The sequence below is a fragment of the Arthrobacter sp. ISL-48 genome (genome assembly GCF_018613805.1).
Taxonomy (GTDB): Bacteria; Actinomycetota; Actinomycetes; order Actinomycetales; family Micrococcaceae; genus Arthrobacter.
Window position 1 is genome coordinate 298,472 of the sequence record NZ_JAGGPL010000001.1, and the last position, 17,982, is coordinate 316,453.

Here is a 17,982-nt window from a genome sequence, read left to right on the forward strand (position 1 = left end):
CTGGCACGAGGCCCGGGCACAAGTACCTATTTTGCCACGGGTTCAGGCCAGGAAGCGACACGGAAGGGAATCGGGCCACGTCAGCCCCTGCGATGTCCTTCAAACTCAGTAGGGCATGATGGAAATGTGAGCAACAACGTTCCTCGGACCCGGATGACAGGCATGCAGCGGCGCAGCCAGCTGATCGAAGTGGGACGTGGCCTCTTCGCCGTCCGTGGGCTCGACGGAACCACCATTGAGGAAATCGCCGCCTGCGCCGGCGTCTCCAAGCCCGTGATCTACGAACACTTCGGCTCCAAGGAGGGCCTCTACACGCAAGTGGTGGACTTCGAGTTCCGGATCCTGCTCGACGCCATCAACGCCGCCCTTGCCGAGGAGGCCAAGCCACGTGTGCTGGTGGAACGCGCGGCCCTGGCACTGCTCACCTACATTGAGGACCGTACGGACGGCTTCCGGATCCTGATGCGGGACGCGCCGCCCTCCCAGCCGGAAGGCGCCTTTTCTACGCTGCTGTCGCACGTCACTGCACGGGTGGAGCACATCCTGTCGGACGAGTTCCAACGGCGTGGCTTCAGCTCCGAGGACGGCGCCATGTACGCCCAGATGCTGGTCGGCATGGTGGCAATGACCGGCCAGTGGTGGCAGGACAGCCGCATGCCCGACAAGCACACCGTCGCGGCGCACCTCGTGAACCTCGCATGGAACGGCCTGACCGGGCTCAAGAAGGATCCGGAGCTTAAGAGCGAGGGCTAGCTACTCCCTGTGGTTCCGTTCGCGGCGGAGGGCCGTCCTTCGAAGATGAGCTTTACTCGCCCAGAACCTCCAGGGCTTCGAGCCATTCGAGTTCCAGGGCCTCCCGTTCGCCCGCGAGGTCCTTGAGCTTTTTGTTCTGCTCGGCCAGGGCGTCGAAATTGCCGTCAGCGGTGCTCTTCACCATCTGGTCGTGGACCTTCTTTTCCTGCTGTTCAAGTTTGCCCAGCTGGCGTTCGATCCGGTTCTTGGCCTTGCGGGCATCGCGCTTTTCGGCTTCGGATGCTCCCGTAGCAGCTGGAGCGGAACTCCCGCTCGCAGCGGTGACCGGGTTGCCACCTCCGGTGACGGTGGAACCAGCGAGGGCGGATTCGCGCAATTCAAGGTACTGGTCCACGCCGCCGGGCAGGCCGCGGATCTTGCCGTCGCCCAGCAGGGCCATCTGGTGGTCCGTGACCCGCTCCAGGAGGTAGCGGTCGTGACTCACCACCACCAGCGTGCCGGGCCAGCCATCGAGCACGTCCTCCACGGCGGCGAGTGTGTCGGTGTCGAGGTCGTTGGTGGGCTCATCGAGCATAAGCACGTTGGGCTCGCCCACCAGCAGGCGCAGCAGCTGGAGGCGGCGGCGCTCACCGCCGGAGAGGTCCTTGACCGGGGTCCATTGTTTCTGGTTGGTGAAGCCAAGCTGCTCCACGAGCTGGCCCGCCGTGAATTCCTTGCCGCCCACGTTGAAGGACCGCTTTTCGCGCTCGATGACCTCGATCACCCGCAGGTCCGCCACGTCGTCGAGCTCTTTCACCTCTTGCGTGAGCACGGCGGTGACAACGGTCTTGCCGCGCTTGACTTTGCCCGAGCTCGGCTGGATCTCGCCGTTCAGGAGCTTGAGCAATGTGGTCTTGCCTGCGCCGTTGACGCCCACGAGGCCTAGCCGCTCGCCCGGTGCAAGCCGCAGCGTGATGTTGTCGAAGAGTTTCTGCCCTTCGGCGCCGCCGAGGAAGTCCAGCGAGACGTTTTCAAGGTCCAGGACGTCCTTGCCCAGGCGCGCGGTGGCCATCTTGCTCAGCGCCATCGAATCGCGTGGAGCCGGGACATCGGCAATGAGCTCGTTGGCTGCTTCAATACGGAACTTCGGCTTGGCGGTCCGCGCCGGTGCGCCACGGCGGAGCCAGGCCAGCTCCTTCTTCACGAGCTGCTGCCGCTTGGTTTCCATGACGGAGGCCGAGCGGTCACGCTCCGCCCGGGCCAGCACGTAGGCGGCATAACCGCCGTCGAACGGGTCCACGATGCCGTCGTGGACCTCCCACGTCTTGGTGCACACTTCATCCAGGAACCAGCGGTCGTGGGTGACCACCAGAAAGGCTCCCTGGTTCGCGCGCCAGCGGGTCTTCAGGTGCCGGGAGAGCCAGGCCACGCCTTCGACGTCGAGGTGGTTGGTGGGCTCATCAAGCATGATGACGTCGTGGTCCTCGATCAGGAGCTTGGCCAGGGCCACCCGCCGTTTCTGGCCGCCGGAAAGGGCATGGACGTTTGCGTGCCAGTCGACGTCGGAGACCAAGCCGCCCATCACCTCGCGGATCTGCGGGTTTCGGGCCCATTCGTAGTCTGCCTGGTCGCCAACAATGGCGGCGCCAACCGTCAGGTCGCCGTCGAGGACGTCACTCTGGTCCAGGTACCCCACGTTGACGTCACCGCGCTTGGTCACCCGGCCGGAATCAGGGGTGGCGCGCAGGGACAGCAGCCGCATGAGCGTTGACTTGCCATCACCGTTCCGGCCTACCATGCCGATCCGGTCACCCTCCTCGAGCCCGAGGGTGATGCCGTCCAGGACGGTGCGCGTTGCGTACGAGACGGTGAGGTTCTCGCCGCCAAGAAGGTGTGCCAAGGAGACTGCTTTCTGCTGCTGAAGATGTACCGGGGATCTTAAAGGAGGGTATCGGAGATGATGCGGGCCCCGTGCACCGGCCCGTGAACGGCGATGGCCGTCAGCCCGTAGTGCAGCAGGTCCTCGGCGAGGCTTTCGGCGGCCGCAGGGCTGTGCGTCAGCAGCGCCACAGTTGGCCCTGAACCGGAGACGATGCCTGCGATGGCTCCGTGGGATTCGCCGATTCCCAGCGTATCGCGGAGCGCCGGTGCAAGTTCAATGGATGCCCGCTGGAGATCGTTCACCAGGACGCGGCTCAGGGCATCGGCGTCCCCGCTCCGCAGAGCCTGCAAGATCTTGGGATCCACTGCCTCCGGCTCGGGTGCGTCCACGCCTTCGGCATCGCGGAGACGGTCGAGGGTGTGGTAGACCTCGGGCGTGGGCAGCCCATAGTCGGCCGCCACCAGCACCCAGTCCGTCTGGGCCTTCGCCAGGGCGGGTGAAAGCTCGTCGCCCAGTCCGAGCCCCACCGCGGTTCCCCCGAGCAGGGAAAAAGGGACATCAGCGCCGAGTTCAGCGGCCAGGTGCGCCAGCTCGTCCCGGGAGAGTCCGCTGTTCCAGAGCGCGTCGCACGCCACGAGTGTGGCCGCCGCGTCCGCCGAGCCTCCGCCCATTCCGCCGGCCACCGGAACGCGCTTGGTGATCTCCAGGTGGACGCCGGTGGGGTGTTCTGACACATCTGCCATGATTGCTGCTGCCCTGTACGCAAGGTTTTTTTCATCCAGCGGGATGTCCACGCCGTCAAGGTCCAGCGTGCTGTCCTGGCTGATGCTGATCGTGATGCCGGGGGCCTCCGTGCTGGTTGCCGCCACTTCCTCGTAGAGGGACACAGCCAGGTAGACACTGGCCACGGAGTGGTACCCGTCAGGGCGCAGCGGGCCCACGTCCAGGGAAACGTTAACCTTGCCGGGCGCCTTCACCCGGACGGTCCGGGCGGCAAAACGGCCGGCCAGTGCATTCATGCCCTGGCCTCGTGGGCTTCGGCAATCCGGGCGAAGGCCGCAATGTCAATGACTTCACCCCGGGCCGTGGGATCGACTCCTGCTGCAAGCAGGCACCGTTCGGCCTCGGTGGCGCCACCGGCCCAGCCGGCAAGGGCGGCCCTCAGGGTCTTGCGGCGCTGGGCAAACGCAGCGTCAATCACGGCGAACACCTGCTCGCGGGTTGCCGTGGTCACGGGCGGTTCCCGCCGTGTGAAGGACACGAGCCCGGAATGGATCTTGGGCGCCGGCCAGAACACGTTCATGCCAATCACTCCGGCCTTGCGCATGCTGCTGTACCACGCCGCCTTTACGGACGGCACCCCATACGTCTTCGATCCGGGGCCGGCGGCCAGCCTGTCTGCCACCTCGTCCTGGACCATCACCAGTCCATGCCGGAGGCTGGGGAAATGCTGGAGCAGGTGGAGGACCACCGGAACGGCCACGTTGTAGGGGAGGTTCGCCACGATCGCTGTGGGCTCCACCGGCAGGGCTGTCACTTTCATGGCGTCGGCCTGGACGAGGTGGAAATCCCCTGCGGCCTCCGGTCGCCATTCGTTCACTGTTTCGGGCAGTTTGGCGGCCAGGACGGGATCGATTTCGACGGCGACCACCGCCTTGGCGGCGTCAAGGAGCCCCAGGGTGAGCGAGCCGAGGCCTGGCCCAACTTCCAGGACGGTCTCATCAGGGCCGATGTTGGCGACAGAGACAATCCTGCGGATCGTATTGCCGTCGATGACGAAGTTCTGGCCCAGCGTCTTGGTTGGGCGGATGCCGATTTCCTCCGCCAGCCGGCGTATGTCGGATGCACCGAAGAGGGGCGCGGGCGCGGCGGAGTTCGGTTCAGTCACCTAGGTATCCTATCCCGCCCGCCCTCACGGGCCGCGCGGGTTAACGGCAGCGGCCGGACCCGGAAATTCCCGGGTCCGGCCATTTATGCCCTTGATCATTGCCCTTGCGCGGCCGTCGTCAGCTGCCACGGAAGGCGGACTGCTTGCCTTAGCTGCTGGCAGCCCAGCCGCAGCCCCAGGGCTGCAGTCCACGCTGGGCGTACACGCGGTTGGCGATGTCGATCTGCTGGGCTTTGGTGGCAAGGCTGGCGTTCGGGGCATAAGCGCCGCCGCCTGAGCCGATCCAGGTCCTGACATCGAACTGCAAGCCGCCGTAGTAGCCATTGCCCGTGTTAGCGGCCCAGTTTCCGCTGGACTCGCACTGGGCGATCTTGTCCCACATGGCCTCGTTCATCATGGCAGGAGCAGCAGCACCGGTGTTGGTTCCCGCCGGGCTGGCCGCAGCCTCGGCCACGGGCTTTGCCTTGGTGCCCACCGTGACTTTCTCCGTCACAGGCTGGACTGAAACTGTTTCGGCAACCAGGGTCCGGGAAGCTTCGCGTCCGTCCACCAGCACCAGCTTGAAGGTGCGGTCCACCTTTCCGGGTGTCCCGGCCTGGGTCACTTTCTTATCGCCCTTGAACAGGTCGGCGCTTTCGGTCGTCAGAGTCTCGAACGGGACGTTCTCGGAGGTGGCGTCAGTCTTGCCTGTGTCCACGCGGGACACCTTGACCACCATGTTGTTGACCACATTGGCATTCCCCGGCTGGGAGGTGCGGTCGTTGGCGCCGAGCGTCACACCGGCGTCCTCAAGCACCTGGGCGACTGTTCCCGCCGTCGTGGTCGCCGTGGATGCCTTGCCGTCGGCAATGATGCTGACGGTCTTCGGCGTCGAGATGGACACAAACGATCCATCCACTGCCAGCTGTGCGTCTTTCGGGACCGAAACGGCTGAGGCGCTGGCCACGCCGAGTTCGGTCACCAGGCCGGCAACATCCGGGGCCGTTGTGCTGACGGTCTTTTCCGAACCGTCGAGACTTACCTTCACAGCCTTTGCCATGTTGACGTTGATGACTGTGCCGTTCTCCAATGTGGCGTCCACCGACGGCGATACCCGGTCAGCGGGCTTCAGGTCCAGCTTGGCGCTCTTCACCACTTGGCCCACAGTGCCGCCAAAGGTCTGGACCGAAGTCACTTTCCCGTCGACGTTGAGCGTGATGGTTTTGTTATTTCCGACGAAGGCGACGAGTCCGACAACCAGGGCGCACAGCACCACCAGCTGGGTACCAACCTTGACGAAGCTGAGCTTGCCGTCCGATGTGAAGAACTTGACCACGATTGCCCGTAACTCTAGGACCATCCGGGCACGGGGAAAAACACAGTGAAATGCCCGGGGCATGACCCACGAAGGGGCAGCTCCGGGCACCATTGCGCCGCCACACTCGTCGCGCAGGCGCGCAGGGCCAAAGCCCTTGCACAGCCTGCTGCGATGAAGTGAAATTCTCCGAAGGCCTTCCCCGACCCCGGCTAATAGTTCTCCACTGTAACCGTAGCGTTATAAACTGGCCAAGAATTCTACATACCGGGTATTTCGCCGCGGCCTGGCCTCACGCCCCTCAGGAGTCCCAGGAACCGTATGCCTTCACGGTATTCTCACTGATCCTGCTGCACAGCTCCGCCAGGTCCGTGCCTGTCAATTCGGCCATGGCGCGCACGGTATACGGCACCATGTAGCTGGCATTGGGGCGCCCCCGGTGCGGGTGGGGCGTCAGGAAAGGCGCGTCGGTTTCGACCAGCACGAGGTCAGGGTCCGCCATTGAGAGCGCCGCACGCAGGTTCGCAGCATTCCTGAAGGTCAGCGTCCCGGCGAAGGACATGTTCCAGCCCGCCTCATTGCAGATCTTCGCGAGTTCCTCATCGCCTGAGAAGCAGTGGAAAACCACCCGTTCGGGCGCCCCTTCTTCGCGCAGTACCTTCACAACGTCCTCGTGGGCGTCCCTGTCATGTATCTGCAGGGTCAGGTCCAGCCGCTTGGCAATGTCAATGTGCCGCCGAAAAGAGTACCGCTGGGCTAGCAGGCCCTCCCCTTCTGTGCGGAAGAAGTCCAGCCCGGTCTCGCCGATGGCACGGATCCTGGGATGGGCGGCCAGCTGCTCAATCTCCGCCAACGCGTCGTCCAGCTCTCCGCGTAAGGCGTACTCCGGGGCGTCATTGGGATGAAGAGCCACGGCTCCCAGCAAACGGCGGTCCAGGCCAACGGCCTCGACAGTGAAACGCGAGGATGCCAGGTCGCAACCCACCTGTACAGCTCCCTGGACCCCCACGGCCTGGGCTGCGTCAAGCGCCGCGGCCACTCCCACCGGCGCCTCGCCGTCGGGGAAGTCGAGGTGCGTGTGGTTGTCCATCACGGGTACCGGCAACGGCTCGGGCGCAGGCGGAAAATCCCGCTGTCCCGGACGCCCGGCTACGGCAGTGCCCTCCGTCCGCGAATCGCGATAGGCGGCGGGAATCAGCGAATTGCACATCCCCCTAGCCTAGCTTCGGCGGATGCCCGCAGAATTACTGGAACTCTCTGTCAGGCATGGCAGTTGTGTTAGTAGTCTGGTTACGAACAGTATGCGAACGCCCACCGACGGGCGAAGGCAGGCCTGCTGTCCCGTCCCAGGTGATACCCGGGCTGAAAGGTTGCCGATGGATACCCAGCGACGTACCGCCGTCAATGAAATTGAACCTGCCAGCCGCAACTTCGCCGAGGTCACGGAACCGGTCAGCCAGTTGAACGGGCACAAGGCGCCGGCCATGGACGCAGCATCATTCCATTCGGCCAGCCAGCGCATCCTGGACGCGGTCAACACCGTGATAGACGGAAAATCGGAAGCAGCCCGGCTGGCCCTGACCGTCCTGCTGGCACAGGGCCACCTGCTGCTCGAAGACGTACCCGGCGTGGGCAAGACCCTCCTGGCCAAGACGTTGGCAAAGACCATCGACTGCACGGTCAGCCGCATTCAGTTCACCCCAGATCTGCTGCCGTCCGATGTCACGGGCGTTTCCATCTACAACCAGTCATCCCGGTTGTTCGAGTTCCGTCCAGGCGCGGTGTTTGCCAACATCGTCATCGGGGATGAAATCAACCGTGCCTCGGCCAAGACGCAGTCAGCCCTGCTTGAGTGCATGGAGGAGCACCAAGTTACGGTGGACGGCAACTCCTACAAGCTTGACGAGCCCTTCATGGTGGTGGCCACCCAGAACCCCATCGAGATGGAAGGCACGTATCCGCTCCCCGAGGCCCAGCGTGACCGTTTCATGGCACGGATTTCCATGGGCTATCCGGATAGAGACTCGGAAATCGAAATGCTGGAGACCCACCAGGCAACGTCGCCTCTGGCCAAGGTCTCAGCGGTGGTCACAGCGGCCGACGTCGCCGCAATGATTGCCACGGTCCAGCAGATTTACGTGTCACAGGCAGTCAAGGAGTACACAGTGTCCGTGGGCAGGGCCACGCGTCAAAGCCCCCTGCTCCGTCTGGGCGCCAGTCCACGCTCCATGCTTCAGCTGCTCCGCGCCGCGAAAGCCACCGCGGCACTTGACGGACGCGACTTCGTGCTCCCGGACGACGTCTCCAATGTGGCCGAATCCGTGCTGGCCCACAGGATCATCCTGGACCGCAAGGCTAGCAGCGCAGGTGAGACCCCGCGCAGCGTGCTCCACGGCATCCTGTCAAGGCTTCCAGTGAGCCAGGACCTGGCGGATGCCCCTGCCCGGTCTGCACCCCGGACGCCTCCCGCTTCCCGGCTGCGCGGGAACCACTAGGCAAGAAACCCCATGGCGCTCCTGGACCGGCTGCCTAGGCACATCTTCAGCCAACGTGGTTGGGGACTCCTCGCTGCCGGCGCTGTGTCCCTTCTGCTGGCCCAGGTCATGGGCCGGCGGGACCTGCTAAGCCTGAGCGTCCTTCTCATCGCCCTTCCCCTGGTTTCGTTGGCCGGAATCCGGCTTGTCAAGCCCCGCTTCCGCGTTTTTCGCGAGTTCAACCCGTCACCTGTGGAAACGTCATCTGCCACCAGCGTGCGGCTGGCGGTGGCAAGGACCGGGAATGGTGCGGGCCGGGCGGCGATGGAGGAGCGGCTTCCCCCACGGTTCGGGGAATCTCCGGCGTTCCGGTTCCCGGCACGGTCGGCCACCGGCGGCACCAGCAGGTATGAATACCAGCTGCGCTCGGCAAAACGCGGCCAGTTCGTCATCGGCCCGGTAACGGCAGAGTTCACGGACCCCTTCGGGCTCGCCCTGCATCGCCAGGCCATCGACGACGGCGATGTGCTCACCGTCACACCGGCCGCCGTCGAGCTCCCCGTCACGGGCCTCGCCGGAGCGCGCGGCAACGACGGCGTCACAGCCACCAGGATCCGGGCAAACCCCAGCGACGACGACGTCATGACCCGGGAATACCGCCACGGCGACCCTATGCGCAGGGTCCACTGGGCTGCGACCGCCCGGCACGGTGCGCTGATGGTCCGGCAGGAAGAATCCGTGACTACGCCTGAAGCCACCATCATCCTGGACCAGAGGTTCATGGCATTTTCCGGCGGGTCCGCGTCCGGCTTCGGTGGATACGCAGGGGCGGATGGCCACGAGATGGTCAGCAGCGACGACTTTGAGTGGGCCGTGGTGGCCACCATGTCCATCAGTGCCCACCTGGCGGAGCGCAACTATGCACTGCGCCTGCTGGATGTCCGCGGCGATGCTGCTTTCCTGCGGTCGCCGTCGGCGCCGGAACCTGAGACCGAGGAGTACTCGGGCACGGGAGGGCTGCAGTCAATTGCAGAAAGCCTTGCGGCCATCCAGCTCTCGGGACCGCATCATGGGCGCCGCGGCTCCGGCCACAGGGACGCCAGTGGTTCCGGCCGGGAGCACGGCGGTGCGCAGGACTCCGGTCCCGCGCCGTTCGACGACCACCTGATGGACAAGCTCTCGGCGCACCGCATGCGCGGGCCACTCATCGCCGTCCTCGGCCAGATCCCGCTGGCTGAAGCCACCGCGCTTGCTCCGGCGGCCGGCTACGGAGCCAACGCCTTCGCCATTATTGTTGCCGAGCGGCCTTCGGAATTCGAGGATGTGCTGGAGGCGCTGCGGCAGGGCGGCTGGCGTGCCGTCGCGGTGGCACCGTCCGTTTCCGTCCCCACGGCGTGGAGCCACTTTGACCAGGGCGGACCGGCCCTGGCCGCGGCTGCGGCTGACGTCCGGCGTGGTGCGGGGGTGGCGCGGTGACACTTGCACCTGAACGGAATGCGTCCCGGACACAGCCTGAACCTACCGTCGGCACTGAATTGGCGGCCAGCCGCGGGCGGGTGGGGGCGTACCCGTGGGCCATGGCCGGGGCCATCGCACTGTCCGTATGCGGCGCCGCGCTGTCCCTCAACGGGGTCCTCAGGGGCTGGGCATGGTACTTTCCGGTCCTGACCACCGTCTTGGTCGTCTGCCTGGTCATGGCTGCCCTGCGCGCCGTCAGGGCTCAGCCCCTGATGGTCACCGCCGGAGGTTTCGCCTCCCTCGCAGCCATCCTGACCTTCACCTTCTTCCGCGGTTCCAGCATCGCCGGGTTCATCCCCTCCGGGACTACCATCGAGGACCTGCAGCGTTTCATCCGCCGTGCCAGCGAGACGGTACTGGCGGAAAGCGCACCGGTAGCCCCGAACGCAGGGATAGTGATGGTGACGTGCGCCGTACTGGGCCTCGCCGTGATCCTGGTCGATGCCCTGGCTGTCCCACTGGGCATGCCTGCAACCACAGGGGTGGGACTCCTGGCCATCCTTGTGGTTCCCGCGATGGTTAAGCCGCAGAGTGCTGGCTTCTGGGGCTTCAGCGCCACCGTGGCCGGCTACTTGCTGATCCTCGCGTGCAGCCAATGGTTTACTCCCGATGCCCGGACCCCCGCGGACACCGCCCGCAACCCCGGCCAGCTGAAGCGTGCTGTACTGACCGGGGCAGTAGCGCTCGTTGCCACCCTCATTGTTCCCCTGGCCATTCCGGGCTTTGACCAGGGAACATTTCCGCAGGGCTCACGGATGAATCCTTGGGGTACATCCACGGGCCTTAATCCCATGATCACGCTGGGTAACAGCCTGCGCACTCCATCAGGGAGCGGACGGATCACCTACGCCACAAACGCTGCCACTCCGCTGTACCTGCGGTCAGTCACTGTGGACAATTTCGACGGCGACTCCTGGGGCCCGGACGACCGAGACGGGACACGGTTACCCCTGGCGGGACAGATCGAGACCGGTTACGAGATCCTCGCCGAGGAACAGCTCCGCCAGGTCACGGCGGTGGACACCGGAACCTTCACGAGTCCCTATCTTCCGGCGCCTTACGCGCCCGAATCCGTGGGCGGGCTCAACGGCCGCTGGACCTGGGACCCGGCGACCCTGAGCATCAAGGCAACTGACACCAATTCAAGGAGCCAGCAGTACATCGTGGTGTCGTCCGTCCCCAAGCTCACGGCAGCGCTCCTCGCGCGTTCCTCCGGGGCGGTGCGCGGCATCTCCGAGGACTTCACCAGGATTCCAGGCAACATGCCGGATATCGTCCGGACCACCGCCGATTCGGTGACCAGCACCAGCGGGACGTCCTATGCGAAGGCAATGGCCATCCAGAGATATCTGCGATCTGCTGAATTCAGCTATTCCCTCCAGTCCCCCGTCCAGGGCGGCTATGACGGCAACGGCCTGTCGGTACTCGCGGACTTCCTGACACAAAAAAGCGGGTACTGCATCCATTACGCGTCTGCCATGGCAGTGATGGCGCGGCTCGAAGGCATCCCCAGCAGGATCGCGGTCGGCTACGCACCGGGCAGGCTGACCGGAGCTACCGTCACGGTAGCCGGGCAGGGAGCTCTCAAGGAGTTTGAGGTAGATGCCCGGGACGCGCACGCGTGGCCGGAGCTCTATTTCCAGGGCCTCGGCTGGGTTCCTTTTGAACCCACGCCTTCACGGGGCGTGGTTCCGGACTACGCTACCGAGTTGTCCGCGCCGGATTCCACAGCAATTCAAAACAACGACGACCTGTTCCTGTCGGACGCAGCTTCCGCGAGTCCGGCACCGAGCACTACGCCGCTCCCCGTGCCTGGCGCCGGCGGCGGCAGCGCCGCAGGGCCGTCCCAGCTGCTGCCTTGGCTGCTGGGGACGGCAGGCTTCCTTGGCCTGATGCTTGTTGCGGCATCCCCCCGACTGGTCCGGGTGGGTGTGCGTGCCAGGAGGCTGAGACGCCGGGACCCTGGCGCCAGCGACCCGGTTCCGCCGGCCTGGTCCGAACTCCTGGACCTTGGCGCCGACTACGGACTCCCGCCGGGCCCCAGCGAGACGCCGCGAAGGTACTCCGAGCGGCTCCGCAGCTCGTCGCTCCTAGGCGAAGCCCGCGGAATTGACGACGCCGGGCACCAGGCTGTGAGGTCGCTCACCGCCGAGTTCGAACGCCGGAAGTATGGCCCGCCTTCCCGGCAGGATGCACCGCCGGCCGGTGGGACAGCAAGTGACGGGGCAGCAGCTGGTCCGGCGACAGGCCGGCAGGCTCCAGCTGTCGCCTCCGGCGGGGAAGAAAGCATGGCCCTCCGGATCGCAGCGGTGCAACAGTCTTTGCGGGGCAATGTCCCGCTGTCCCGGCGGCTCCGTGCCGACTGGCTTCCGCCGTCGATCATGGGCCGGTGGGGACGGATCCTGACCGCACCGTTAAGGGCGCTGGGCCGGCAGTCCCGGCGTACGGCGCAAGCCGCCGCGCGGGCGTGGTCCAAAGGGCTCAACGGGTTACGGCACTTGAGTGAAGGCTAGCCTGATGTTAGGGGCCAGCAGTGATGGACCCCTTGCTGCGGTCAGCCAGCGTACGGGTCGGCGATGCCGATGTACTGGGTGTAGAGGTATTCCTCAATGCCTTCGAGTCCGCCCTCGCGCCCCAGGCCGGACTGCTTGACGCCGCCGAACGGTGCGGCAGCGTTGGAGATCACGCCGGCGTTGAGGCCCAGCATGCCGGTCTCGAGCCTCTCGCCCATCCGCAGTCCCCGGTTGAGGTCCTTGGTGAAGACGTAGGCCACCAGCCCGTACTCCGTATTGTTGGCCAGCCTGATGGCCTCCTCCTCGTTGGTGAAGGTGGTGATCGGGGCGACGGGGCCGAAGATTTCCTCGGACAGGATGCGGGTGCCCTCGGCCACGCCGGCGAGGATGGTTGGCTGGTAGAAGTAGCCCGGCCCGTCCACGGGTGCGCCGCCCAGGACGGCCCGCGCGCCGGAGGCCACGGCGTCGGAGACGAGTTCGTGGACCTTGTCCCGGCTCTTGGCATCGATCAGCGGCCCCACCTTGGAGTTTTCCTCCGTGCCACGGGCGGTGGTCATTGCCGCCATTTTCGCGGCGAACTTCTCCGCGAACTCTTCTGCCACGGACTCATGGACGACGAAACGGTTGGCGGCGGTGCAGGCCTCTCCCATGTTCCGCAGCTTCGCCAGCATCGCGCCGGCGACGGCGGCGTCAAGGTCGGCATCCTCGAACACGACGAAAGGGGCGTTGCCGCCGAGTTCCATCGAGGTCCGCAGGACGGTCTCCGAGGCGTCCGACAGCAGGCGCCGGCCCACCTCGGTTGAACCGGTGAAGGACAGCTTGCGGAGACGCGAATCCTTGATCAGCGGGCCCGTGGTGGCGCCGGCGGTGGAGGTGGGGATGACGTTCAGGACACCGGCGGGCAGCCCCGCCTCCATCATCACCGCTGCGAAGAGCTGCGAGGTCAGGGGCGTCAGGTTCGCGGACTTAAGGACCATGGTGCAGCCAGCGGCCACGGCCGGGGCGATCTTGCGGGTGGCCATCGCCAGCGGGAAGTTCCACGGCGTAATCAGGAGGCAGGGGCCAACCGGCTTCTTTGTCACGAGCAGCCGTGACTTCCCGTCCGGGGACACGGAGTAGCGGCCGAAGGCGCGGACGGCTTCCTCGGAAAACCAGCGCAGGAACTCGGCGCCGTAAGTGACCTCACCGCGGGCTTCGGCCAGCGGTTTGCCCATCTCGAGGGTCATCAGGAGCGCGAAATCCTCGGCCCGCCCCGTAACCAGCTCAAACGCCCGGCGCAGGATCTCCCCGCGCTCACGCGGCGGGACCTTCGCCCAGGACTCCTGCGCGGCGGCGGCGGCGTCGAGAGCAGCAGCGCCATCTTCCGGGCCGGCGTCGGCAAGGCTCAACAGGACCTTGCCCGTCGCTGGGTCCTCAACCTCGAAGGTCTTCCCCGAAGCAGCGGGCCGCCACTCGCCGTTGATCAGCAGGCCGGTGGGAACGGAGGCCAGCAGTTCGCTCTCGCGCTCTGCGGTAACAGCTGGCAGTGCAGTGACAGTCACGATGACTCCCTCGTCAGTAAGGTTAATTGCAGCCTCGTGTCGTGGACCGAATGGTCCGCCAAGTGGCTGATTAACTGCCAGACTACTGCCGCACCCGCTCAGGGTCTACGCCTGGACGCACTACGGAATCCCGGGACCTTTGTGCAGCTGCACAGTAACGGCGGGGGTCTTGCGGACGGTTTGTCCCACGGTTTTCAGAGGTGAGTCAACGCTGATTTCAGCGCGCCGCCAGCACCGCCGAGTAGAGCTCACGCTTGCTCACGCGGACGTCTTCCGCGACGGCGGCCACCGCTTCCTTGAGCCGGATTCCCTGTGATACCAAGTCATTCACCGCCGCGACATGGTCTTCCGGCGTGCCGGGGGCCTGCTCGGGTGCACCGCCGAGGACCACTGCGATCTCCCCTCGGACCTCGTTGCCTTCTGCCCATAGCAGCAGGTCACCCACGGACCCCCGGATGACCTCCTCGTAGGTCTTGGTCAGTTCACGGCAAACTGCGATCCTCCGGTCCGTGCCGAAGCGCTCCCGCAGTGCCCGCAGCATTGATTCAAGGCGGTGTGGCGCTTCGAAAAACACCATCGTCCGGCGCTCCGCGGCGAGATCCGCGAGACGCGCTGCCCGCTCCCCTGCTTTGCGCGGAAGGAATCCTTCGAAACAGAACCGGTCGGTGGGCAGGCCGGACAAGGCGAGGGCAGTCAGCACAGCCGACGGGCCGGGGACCGCCGTCACAGTGAGCCCGGCAGCCACGGCGCCCTCCACCAGCCGGAAGCCGGGGTCCGAAACTGAGGGCATGCCGGCGTCGGTGACCATGACCATCGTTTTGCCGGTCCGCACCTGGTCCAGCAGTTCCGCCGTCTTGGTGGCCTCGTTGTGCTCGTGGTAGCTGATCACGCGGCCGCCTACGGTTACTCCCAGGCTTTGAACCAGCCGATGCAGGCGCCGGGTGTCTTCCGCTGCCACAATGTCCGCAGTGGCCAGCAATTCAATAAGGCGGGCGGACGCATCCCCGGTGTTCCCGATCGGTGTAGCCGCCAGCACAATCCGGCCGGGGCCGGAAGATCCTGTTGCACTGGAGGAGTTTGTTGCGCCGGAATCGGGGGAAGTGCTCGGGTTAGGTTCCACGCCACCAGCCTACTGCTGGCAGGCGGTACCAGTTGCAAAAGGTAGCATGGGGCACGTGACGCAGACCTCCACGCGGCCTGCCGAGGCCGGCCAAGCCGCCCCGGCCGCATCCCCCGGCTCACGGGAAACGGCAGCCCAAGGAGGCAGCCTTGGCAGCCGGCCCTGGATCAGCCGCCCGGACCAGGCTTTCTCCGCCGAAGCCCTCCAGGAGCGGCTTGTCGGTTGCATCCGCAGCTGGCGCGACTATCCGCCGTCGTTGCGGCTGTGGTTCTGGCTGGTGCCCGTCCTGACCACGGTGATAGGCGGAATTCTCCGCTTCGTCAGACTGGACACACCGCACAGCCTGGTCTTTGACGAGACCTATTACGTCAAAGATGCGTATTCGTTCCTTATCAGCGGTTATGAACGGAGCTGGCCCGACAAGGCCAACGACTCCTTCAACGCCGGGAATCCGGCCGTCCTCTTGAACACGCCCGAATACGTGGTCCACCCTCCAGTGGGCAAGTGGATGATCGCCGGCGGCATGTGGCTCTTCGGCGCCGACAATCCGTTTGGCTGGCGTTTCGCTGCGGCGCTGGCGGGCACTGTGTCCATTCTCCTGCTCACCCTCATCGCGCAGAAACTCTTCCGTTCGCTTCCGCTCGCCGCCGCTGCAGGCCTGCTGCTGGCCGTTGACGGCCATCATGTGGTGATGTCCCGGACGTCGCTGCTGGATATCTTCCTGATGTTCTGGATCCTGGCTGCGTTCGGCGCACTGCTCATGGATCGCGACGACGGGCGCCGCCGGCTCGCCGTCCGGCTGGGCCGGCAGGCGGCTGCAGCCAAGGACGGGCGACCCTCCCCCAGACAACTGCTGGCCGGCCCGTGGCTCGGCGTCCGGTGGTGGCGGATTGCGGCGGGTGTCTGCCTTGGCCTTGCCGTGGGTACCAAATGGTCCGGGCTGTTCTTCCTCGCCGGGTTCGGGCTCCTCACTGTCCTGTGGGATCTCAGCGCCCGCCGCGTCGCGGGCATCCGAGGCTGGACCAGTGGCGGCATCATCAAGGACGGGCTACCGGCCTTCCTGAGCATCGTGCCGGTGGCCGCGTTGGTGTACATGGCAAGTTGGACGGGCTGGTTCCGTTCGGACGGTGCCTACTTCCGCCACTGGGCCGAAAGCAACCCCTCGGCCGAGTGGGGGTGGCTGCCAAATTCTCTGCGCTCCCTGGCCCACTACCATCTTGAGGCGTACAACTTCCATCAGGGGCTCAGCGCGGACCACCCTTACAAGGCCAGCGCGTGGACTTGGCTGGTGATGGGCAGGCCGACCTCGTTCTTCTACGAATCGCCGCAGCAGGGAACCCCGGGCTGCAACGTAGCCAACTGCACGTCTGCCATCCTCTCAGTGGGAAACCCGATCGTCTGGTGGAGCGCAGCGATCTCCCTGGTGGTGCTCCTCTTCTGGTGGGCCGGGCGCCGGGACTGGCGGGCCGGGGCGGTGCTGGCGGCCGTGGGCGCCGGCTACCTGCCGTGGTTCATGTACCCCGAACGCACCATGTTCTACTTCTACGCCGTGTCCTTTGAACCATTCCTGGTCCTGGCCCTGGTGTATTGCCTGGGCCTTGTCCTGGGCCGGGATACTGATCCGCCCTGGCGCCGGCGCTCCGGGCTCTACCTCGTGGTGCTTTTCGTGGCCGGCGCGGTCCTGCTGTCCGCCTTCTTCTACCCGGTATGGACCGCCGAAGTCATCCCCTACCAGGACTGGCGATACCGGATGTGGATGCCATCGTGGATCTAGGCCAGGACGGCATCAGACCGCGGGCACGGCCGTACGGTCGATAACCAGACCCCGCCGGCGGCGCGTGGGCCACGTGAGGATCAGTGTCAGCACTGAGGCAAGGAACACCAGCGCGCCGATGACGATTCCCGCGTCAACCCAGAACTGCCCCGGGAACAGCCTGATGAGCGTGTCGTCCAAGGAGAACGTCCATGTCCCGTTGGCGAAGAAAATATGGTGGAAGTCCGTGAAGAACTGCTGCCAGCCCAGAACAGCCAGCGTGCCCAGGCCCAGGATGACCACCAGGGTAACGATGGAACCTGCGAACAGTCCCCGGCGCACTCCGCCCGTGCTGCGGCGGTGAAGGTAAACGATGGCCACGATGCTTAACAGGATCAGGACCGCACCGGCGCCGAAGGTGGACAGGATCACAGACTTCACGTCCGCCATGTGGCTGACTTCGCCATCCTTGAAGAGCTTGTCGCCACTGCGGTTGACCAGTTCGCCGAGGTAGCGAGGCCCTGCCCAGTTGCTCAGGTAGTCAACGGAGTACGAGCCGTAGGTCATCCTGTCATCGGTGCTGAAGCCATAGCCGTCACCGGGAAATCCGGGCCGGGTGTATTCCGCCCAGAGAAACAGCGGGCTGGTCACCGCCCGGACCGCCAGCACCAACAGGATGACCGGATAGAACACGGCCAGGAGGATCTGCATGATGCGCGGGGCGATTGGCTTGGCGTTCGCAGCACTTTCACGCTGGGCATTGCGCCGCTCCACTTCCTCCTGTGGGGGACGTACCTGCAAAGCCGACGTGGGGAGCGGCTCGTTGAACGGCTTACTTCCATGCCTGGCAGGTCCGGGAGCGCTGCCAAGTCCGGTGGTGCCGGAAGGTTCAGAGGCGCCGGAAGGTTCGACGGCGGCCTCCGCCGCTTTCCGGTCGGCCCGGCTTTCAGACTGCTGGAGCGTGGCAGAGTCTGCATCGGACACTGCGTCGGAAGGGGCGGCTCCCTGTGAGGCGCGGGGGCTGCCGGAGCTGCTGGTGGCGTTCATCCAGGCGAACGCGGGCTCTTCCGTGTCCGCCGGGTTGTCCTGGTCGGGATCCGGCTGCGGTTCCGCGCGTTTGGCAGGTGTCGAAGAATTGTCGTTCACTGCAGCGTCACTTCCGTTGGGGTCCGCGCCCCGGCTCAAGTCCGGCAGCGCCAAGTATCTGTTGACGAGCCTACCGTCCGGCCCTCGGGGACGGCGAGGTGCCACACCCGAGGCTTCGGAT

General features: G+C 65.6%; 13 protein-coding genes. 5 read left to right on the forward strand and 8 right to left on the reverse strand.

Going from position 1 to position 17,982, the window contains the following annotated elements; genetic code table 11:
• Window positions 1-126: 126 nt before the first annotated feature.
• Window positions 127-753, forward strand: coding sequence for a TetR/AcrR family transcriptional regulator (locus J7E83_RS01315; RefSeq protein WP_214958614.1), 627 nt, complete (start codon window positions 127-129; stop codon window positions 751-753).
• 52 nt (window positions 754-805) lie between these two features.
• On the opposite strand, the gene J7E83_RS01320 is transcribed toward J7E83_RS01315, so the two are convergent.
• From J7E83_RS01320 to J7E83_RS01340, 5 genes are all read right to left on the reverse strand, one after another.
• Complete coding sequence (locus J7E83_RS01320; RefSeq protein WP_214958615.1) at window positions 806-2,632, reverse strand: ABC-F family ATP-binding cassette domain-containing protein; 1,827 nt, start codon at window positions 2,630-2,632, stop codon at window positions 806-808.
• 38 nt (window positions 2,633-2,670) lie between these two features.
• Entirely contained in the window at window positions 2,671-3,633 is a 963-nt protein-coding gene (locus J7E83_RS01325; protein ID WP_214958616.1) for a 4-(cytidine 5'-diphospho)-2-C-methyl-D-erythritol kinase, read from the reverse strand.
• Window positions 3,630-4,502, reverse strand: coding sequence for a 16S rRNA (adenine(1518)-N(6)/adenine(1519)-N(6))-dimethyltransferase RsmA (rsmA, locus tag J7E83_RS01330; RefSeq protein WP_214958617.1), 873 nt, complete (start codon window positions 4,500-4,502; stop codon window positions 3,630-3,632). The genes J7E83_RS01325 and rsmA overlap by 4 nt, the downstream gene beginning before the upstream one ends.
• Before the next feature lie 148 nt (window positions 4,503-4,650).
• Window positions 4,651-5,817, reverse strand: coding sequence for a transglycosylase family protein (locus J7E83_RS01335; protein ID WP_311379550.1), 1,167 nt, complete (start codon window positions 5,815-5,817; stop codon window positions 4,651-4,653).
• 280 nt (window positions 5,818-6,097) lie between these two features.
• Window positions 6,098-7,006: a TatD family hydrolase gene (locus tag J7E83_RS01340; protein WP_214958619.1), complete on the reverse strand. Its 909-nt coding sequence runs from the start codon at window positions 7,004-7,006 to the stop codon at window positions 6,098-6,100.
• 166 nt (window positions 7,007-7,172) lie between these two features.
• Between J7E83_RS01340 and J7E83_RS01345 the strand changes: the two genes are divergently transcribed.
• The 3 genes from J7E83_RS01345 to J7E83_RS01355 are packed head-to-tail and all read left to right on the forward strand — an operon-like array spanning window position 7,173 to window position 12,301.
• A complete protein-coding gene (locus J7E83_RS01345) occupies window positions 7,173-8,291 on the forward strand; it encodes a MoxR family ATPase (protein WP_214958620.1) in 1,119 nt (372 codons plus the stop codon).
• A gap of 12 nt (window positions 8,292-8,303) precedes the next feature.
• A complete protein-coding gene (locus J7E83_RS01350; protein WP_214958621.1) occupies window positions 8,304-9,746 on the forward strand; it encodes a DUF58 domain-containing protein in 1,443 nt (480 codons plus the stop codon).
• The gene (locus tag J7E83_RS01355; RefSeq protein WP_311379552.1) at window positions 9,743-12,301 is read left to right on the forward strand and encodes a DUF3488 and transglutaminase-like domain-containing protein; all 2,559 of its coding nucleotides are present in this window, start codon (window positions 9,743-9,745) and stop codon (window positions 12,299-12,301) included. Before J7E83_RS01350 ends, J7E83_RS01355 begins: the two co-directional genes overlap by 4 nt.
• A 41-nt stretch (window positions 12,302-12,342) precedes the next feature.
• Here the strand turns inward: J7E83_RS01355 and J7E83_RS01360 are convergent, their stop codons facing one another.
• Both J7E83_RS01360 and rsmI read right to left on the reverse strand, forming a co-directional pair.
• On the reverse strand, window positions 12,343-13,842 hold the full coding sequence (locus tag J7E83_RS01360) for an NAD-dependent succinate-semialdehyde dehydrogenase (RefSeq protein ID WP_214958622.1): 1,500 nt from the start codon (window positions 13,840-13,842) through the stop codon (window positions 12,343-12,345).
• A gap of 217 nt (window positions 13,843-14,059) precedes the next feature.
• Window positions 14,060-14,962, reverse strand: coding sequence for a 16S rRNA (cytidine(1402)-2'-O)-methyltransferase (rsmI, locus tag J7E83_RS01365; protein WP_214958623.1), 903 nt, complete (start codon window positions 14,960-14,962; stop codon window positions 14,060-14,062).
• A gap of 46 nt (window positions 14,963-15,008) precedes the next feature.
• On the opposite strand from rsmI, the gene J7E83_RS01370 reads away from it, so the two are divergent.
• Window positions 15,009-16,736: a dolichyl-phosphate-mannose--protein mannosyltransferase gene (locus tag J7E83_RS01370; RefSeq protein ID WP_214958624.1), complete on the forward strand. Its 1,728-nt coding sequence runs from the start codon at window positions 15,009-15,011 to the stop codon at window positions 16,734-16,736.
• Between the two features lie 12 nt (window positions 16,737-16,748).
• Here J7E83_RS01370 and J7E83_RS01375 read toward each other — a convergent pair whose 3' ends face one another.
• Window positions 16,749-17,861, reverse strand: a complete 1,113-nt coding sequence (locus tag J7E83_RS01375; RefSeq protein WP_311379557.1) for a TIGR01906 family membrane protein — start codon at window positions 17,859-17,861, stop codon at window positions 16,749-16,751.
• Window positions 17,862-17,982 lie beyond the last annotated feature (121 nt).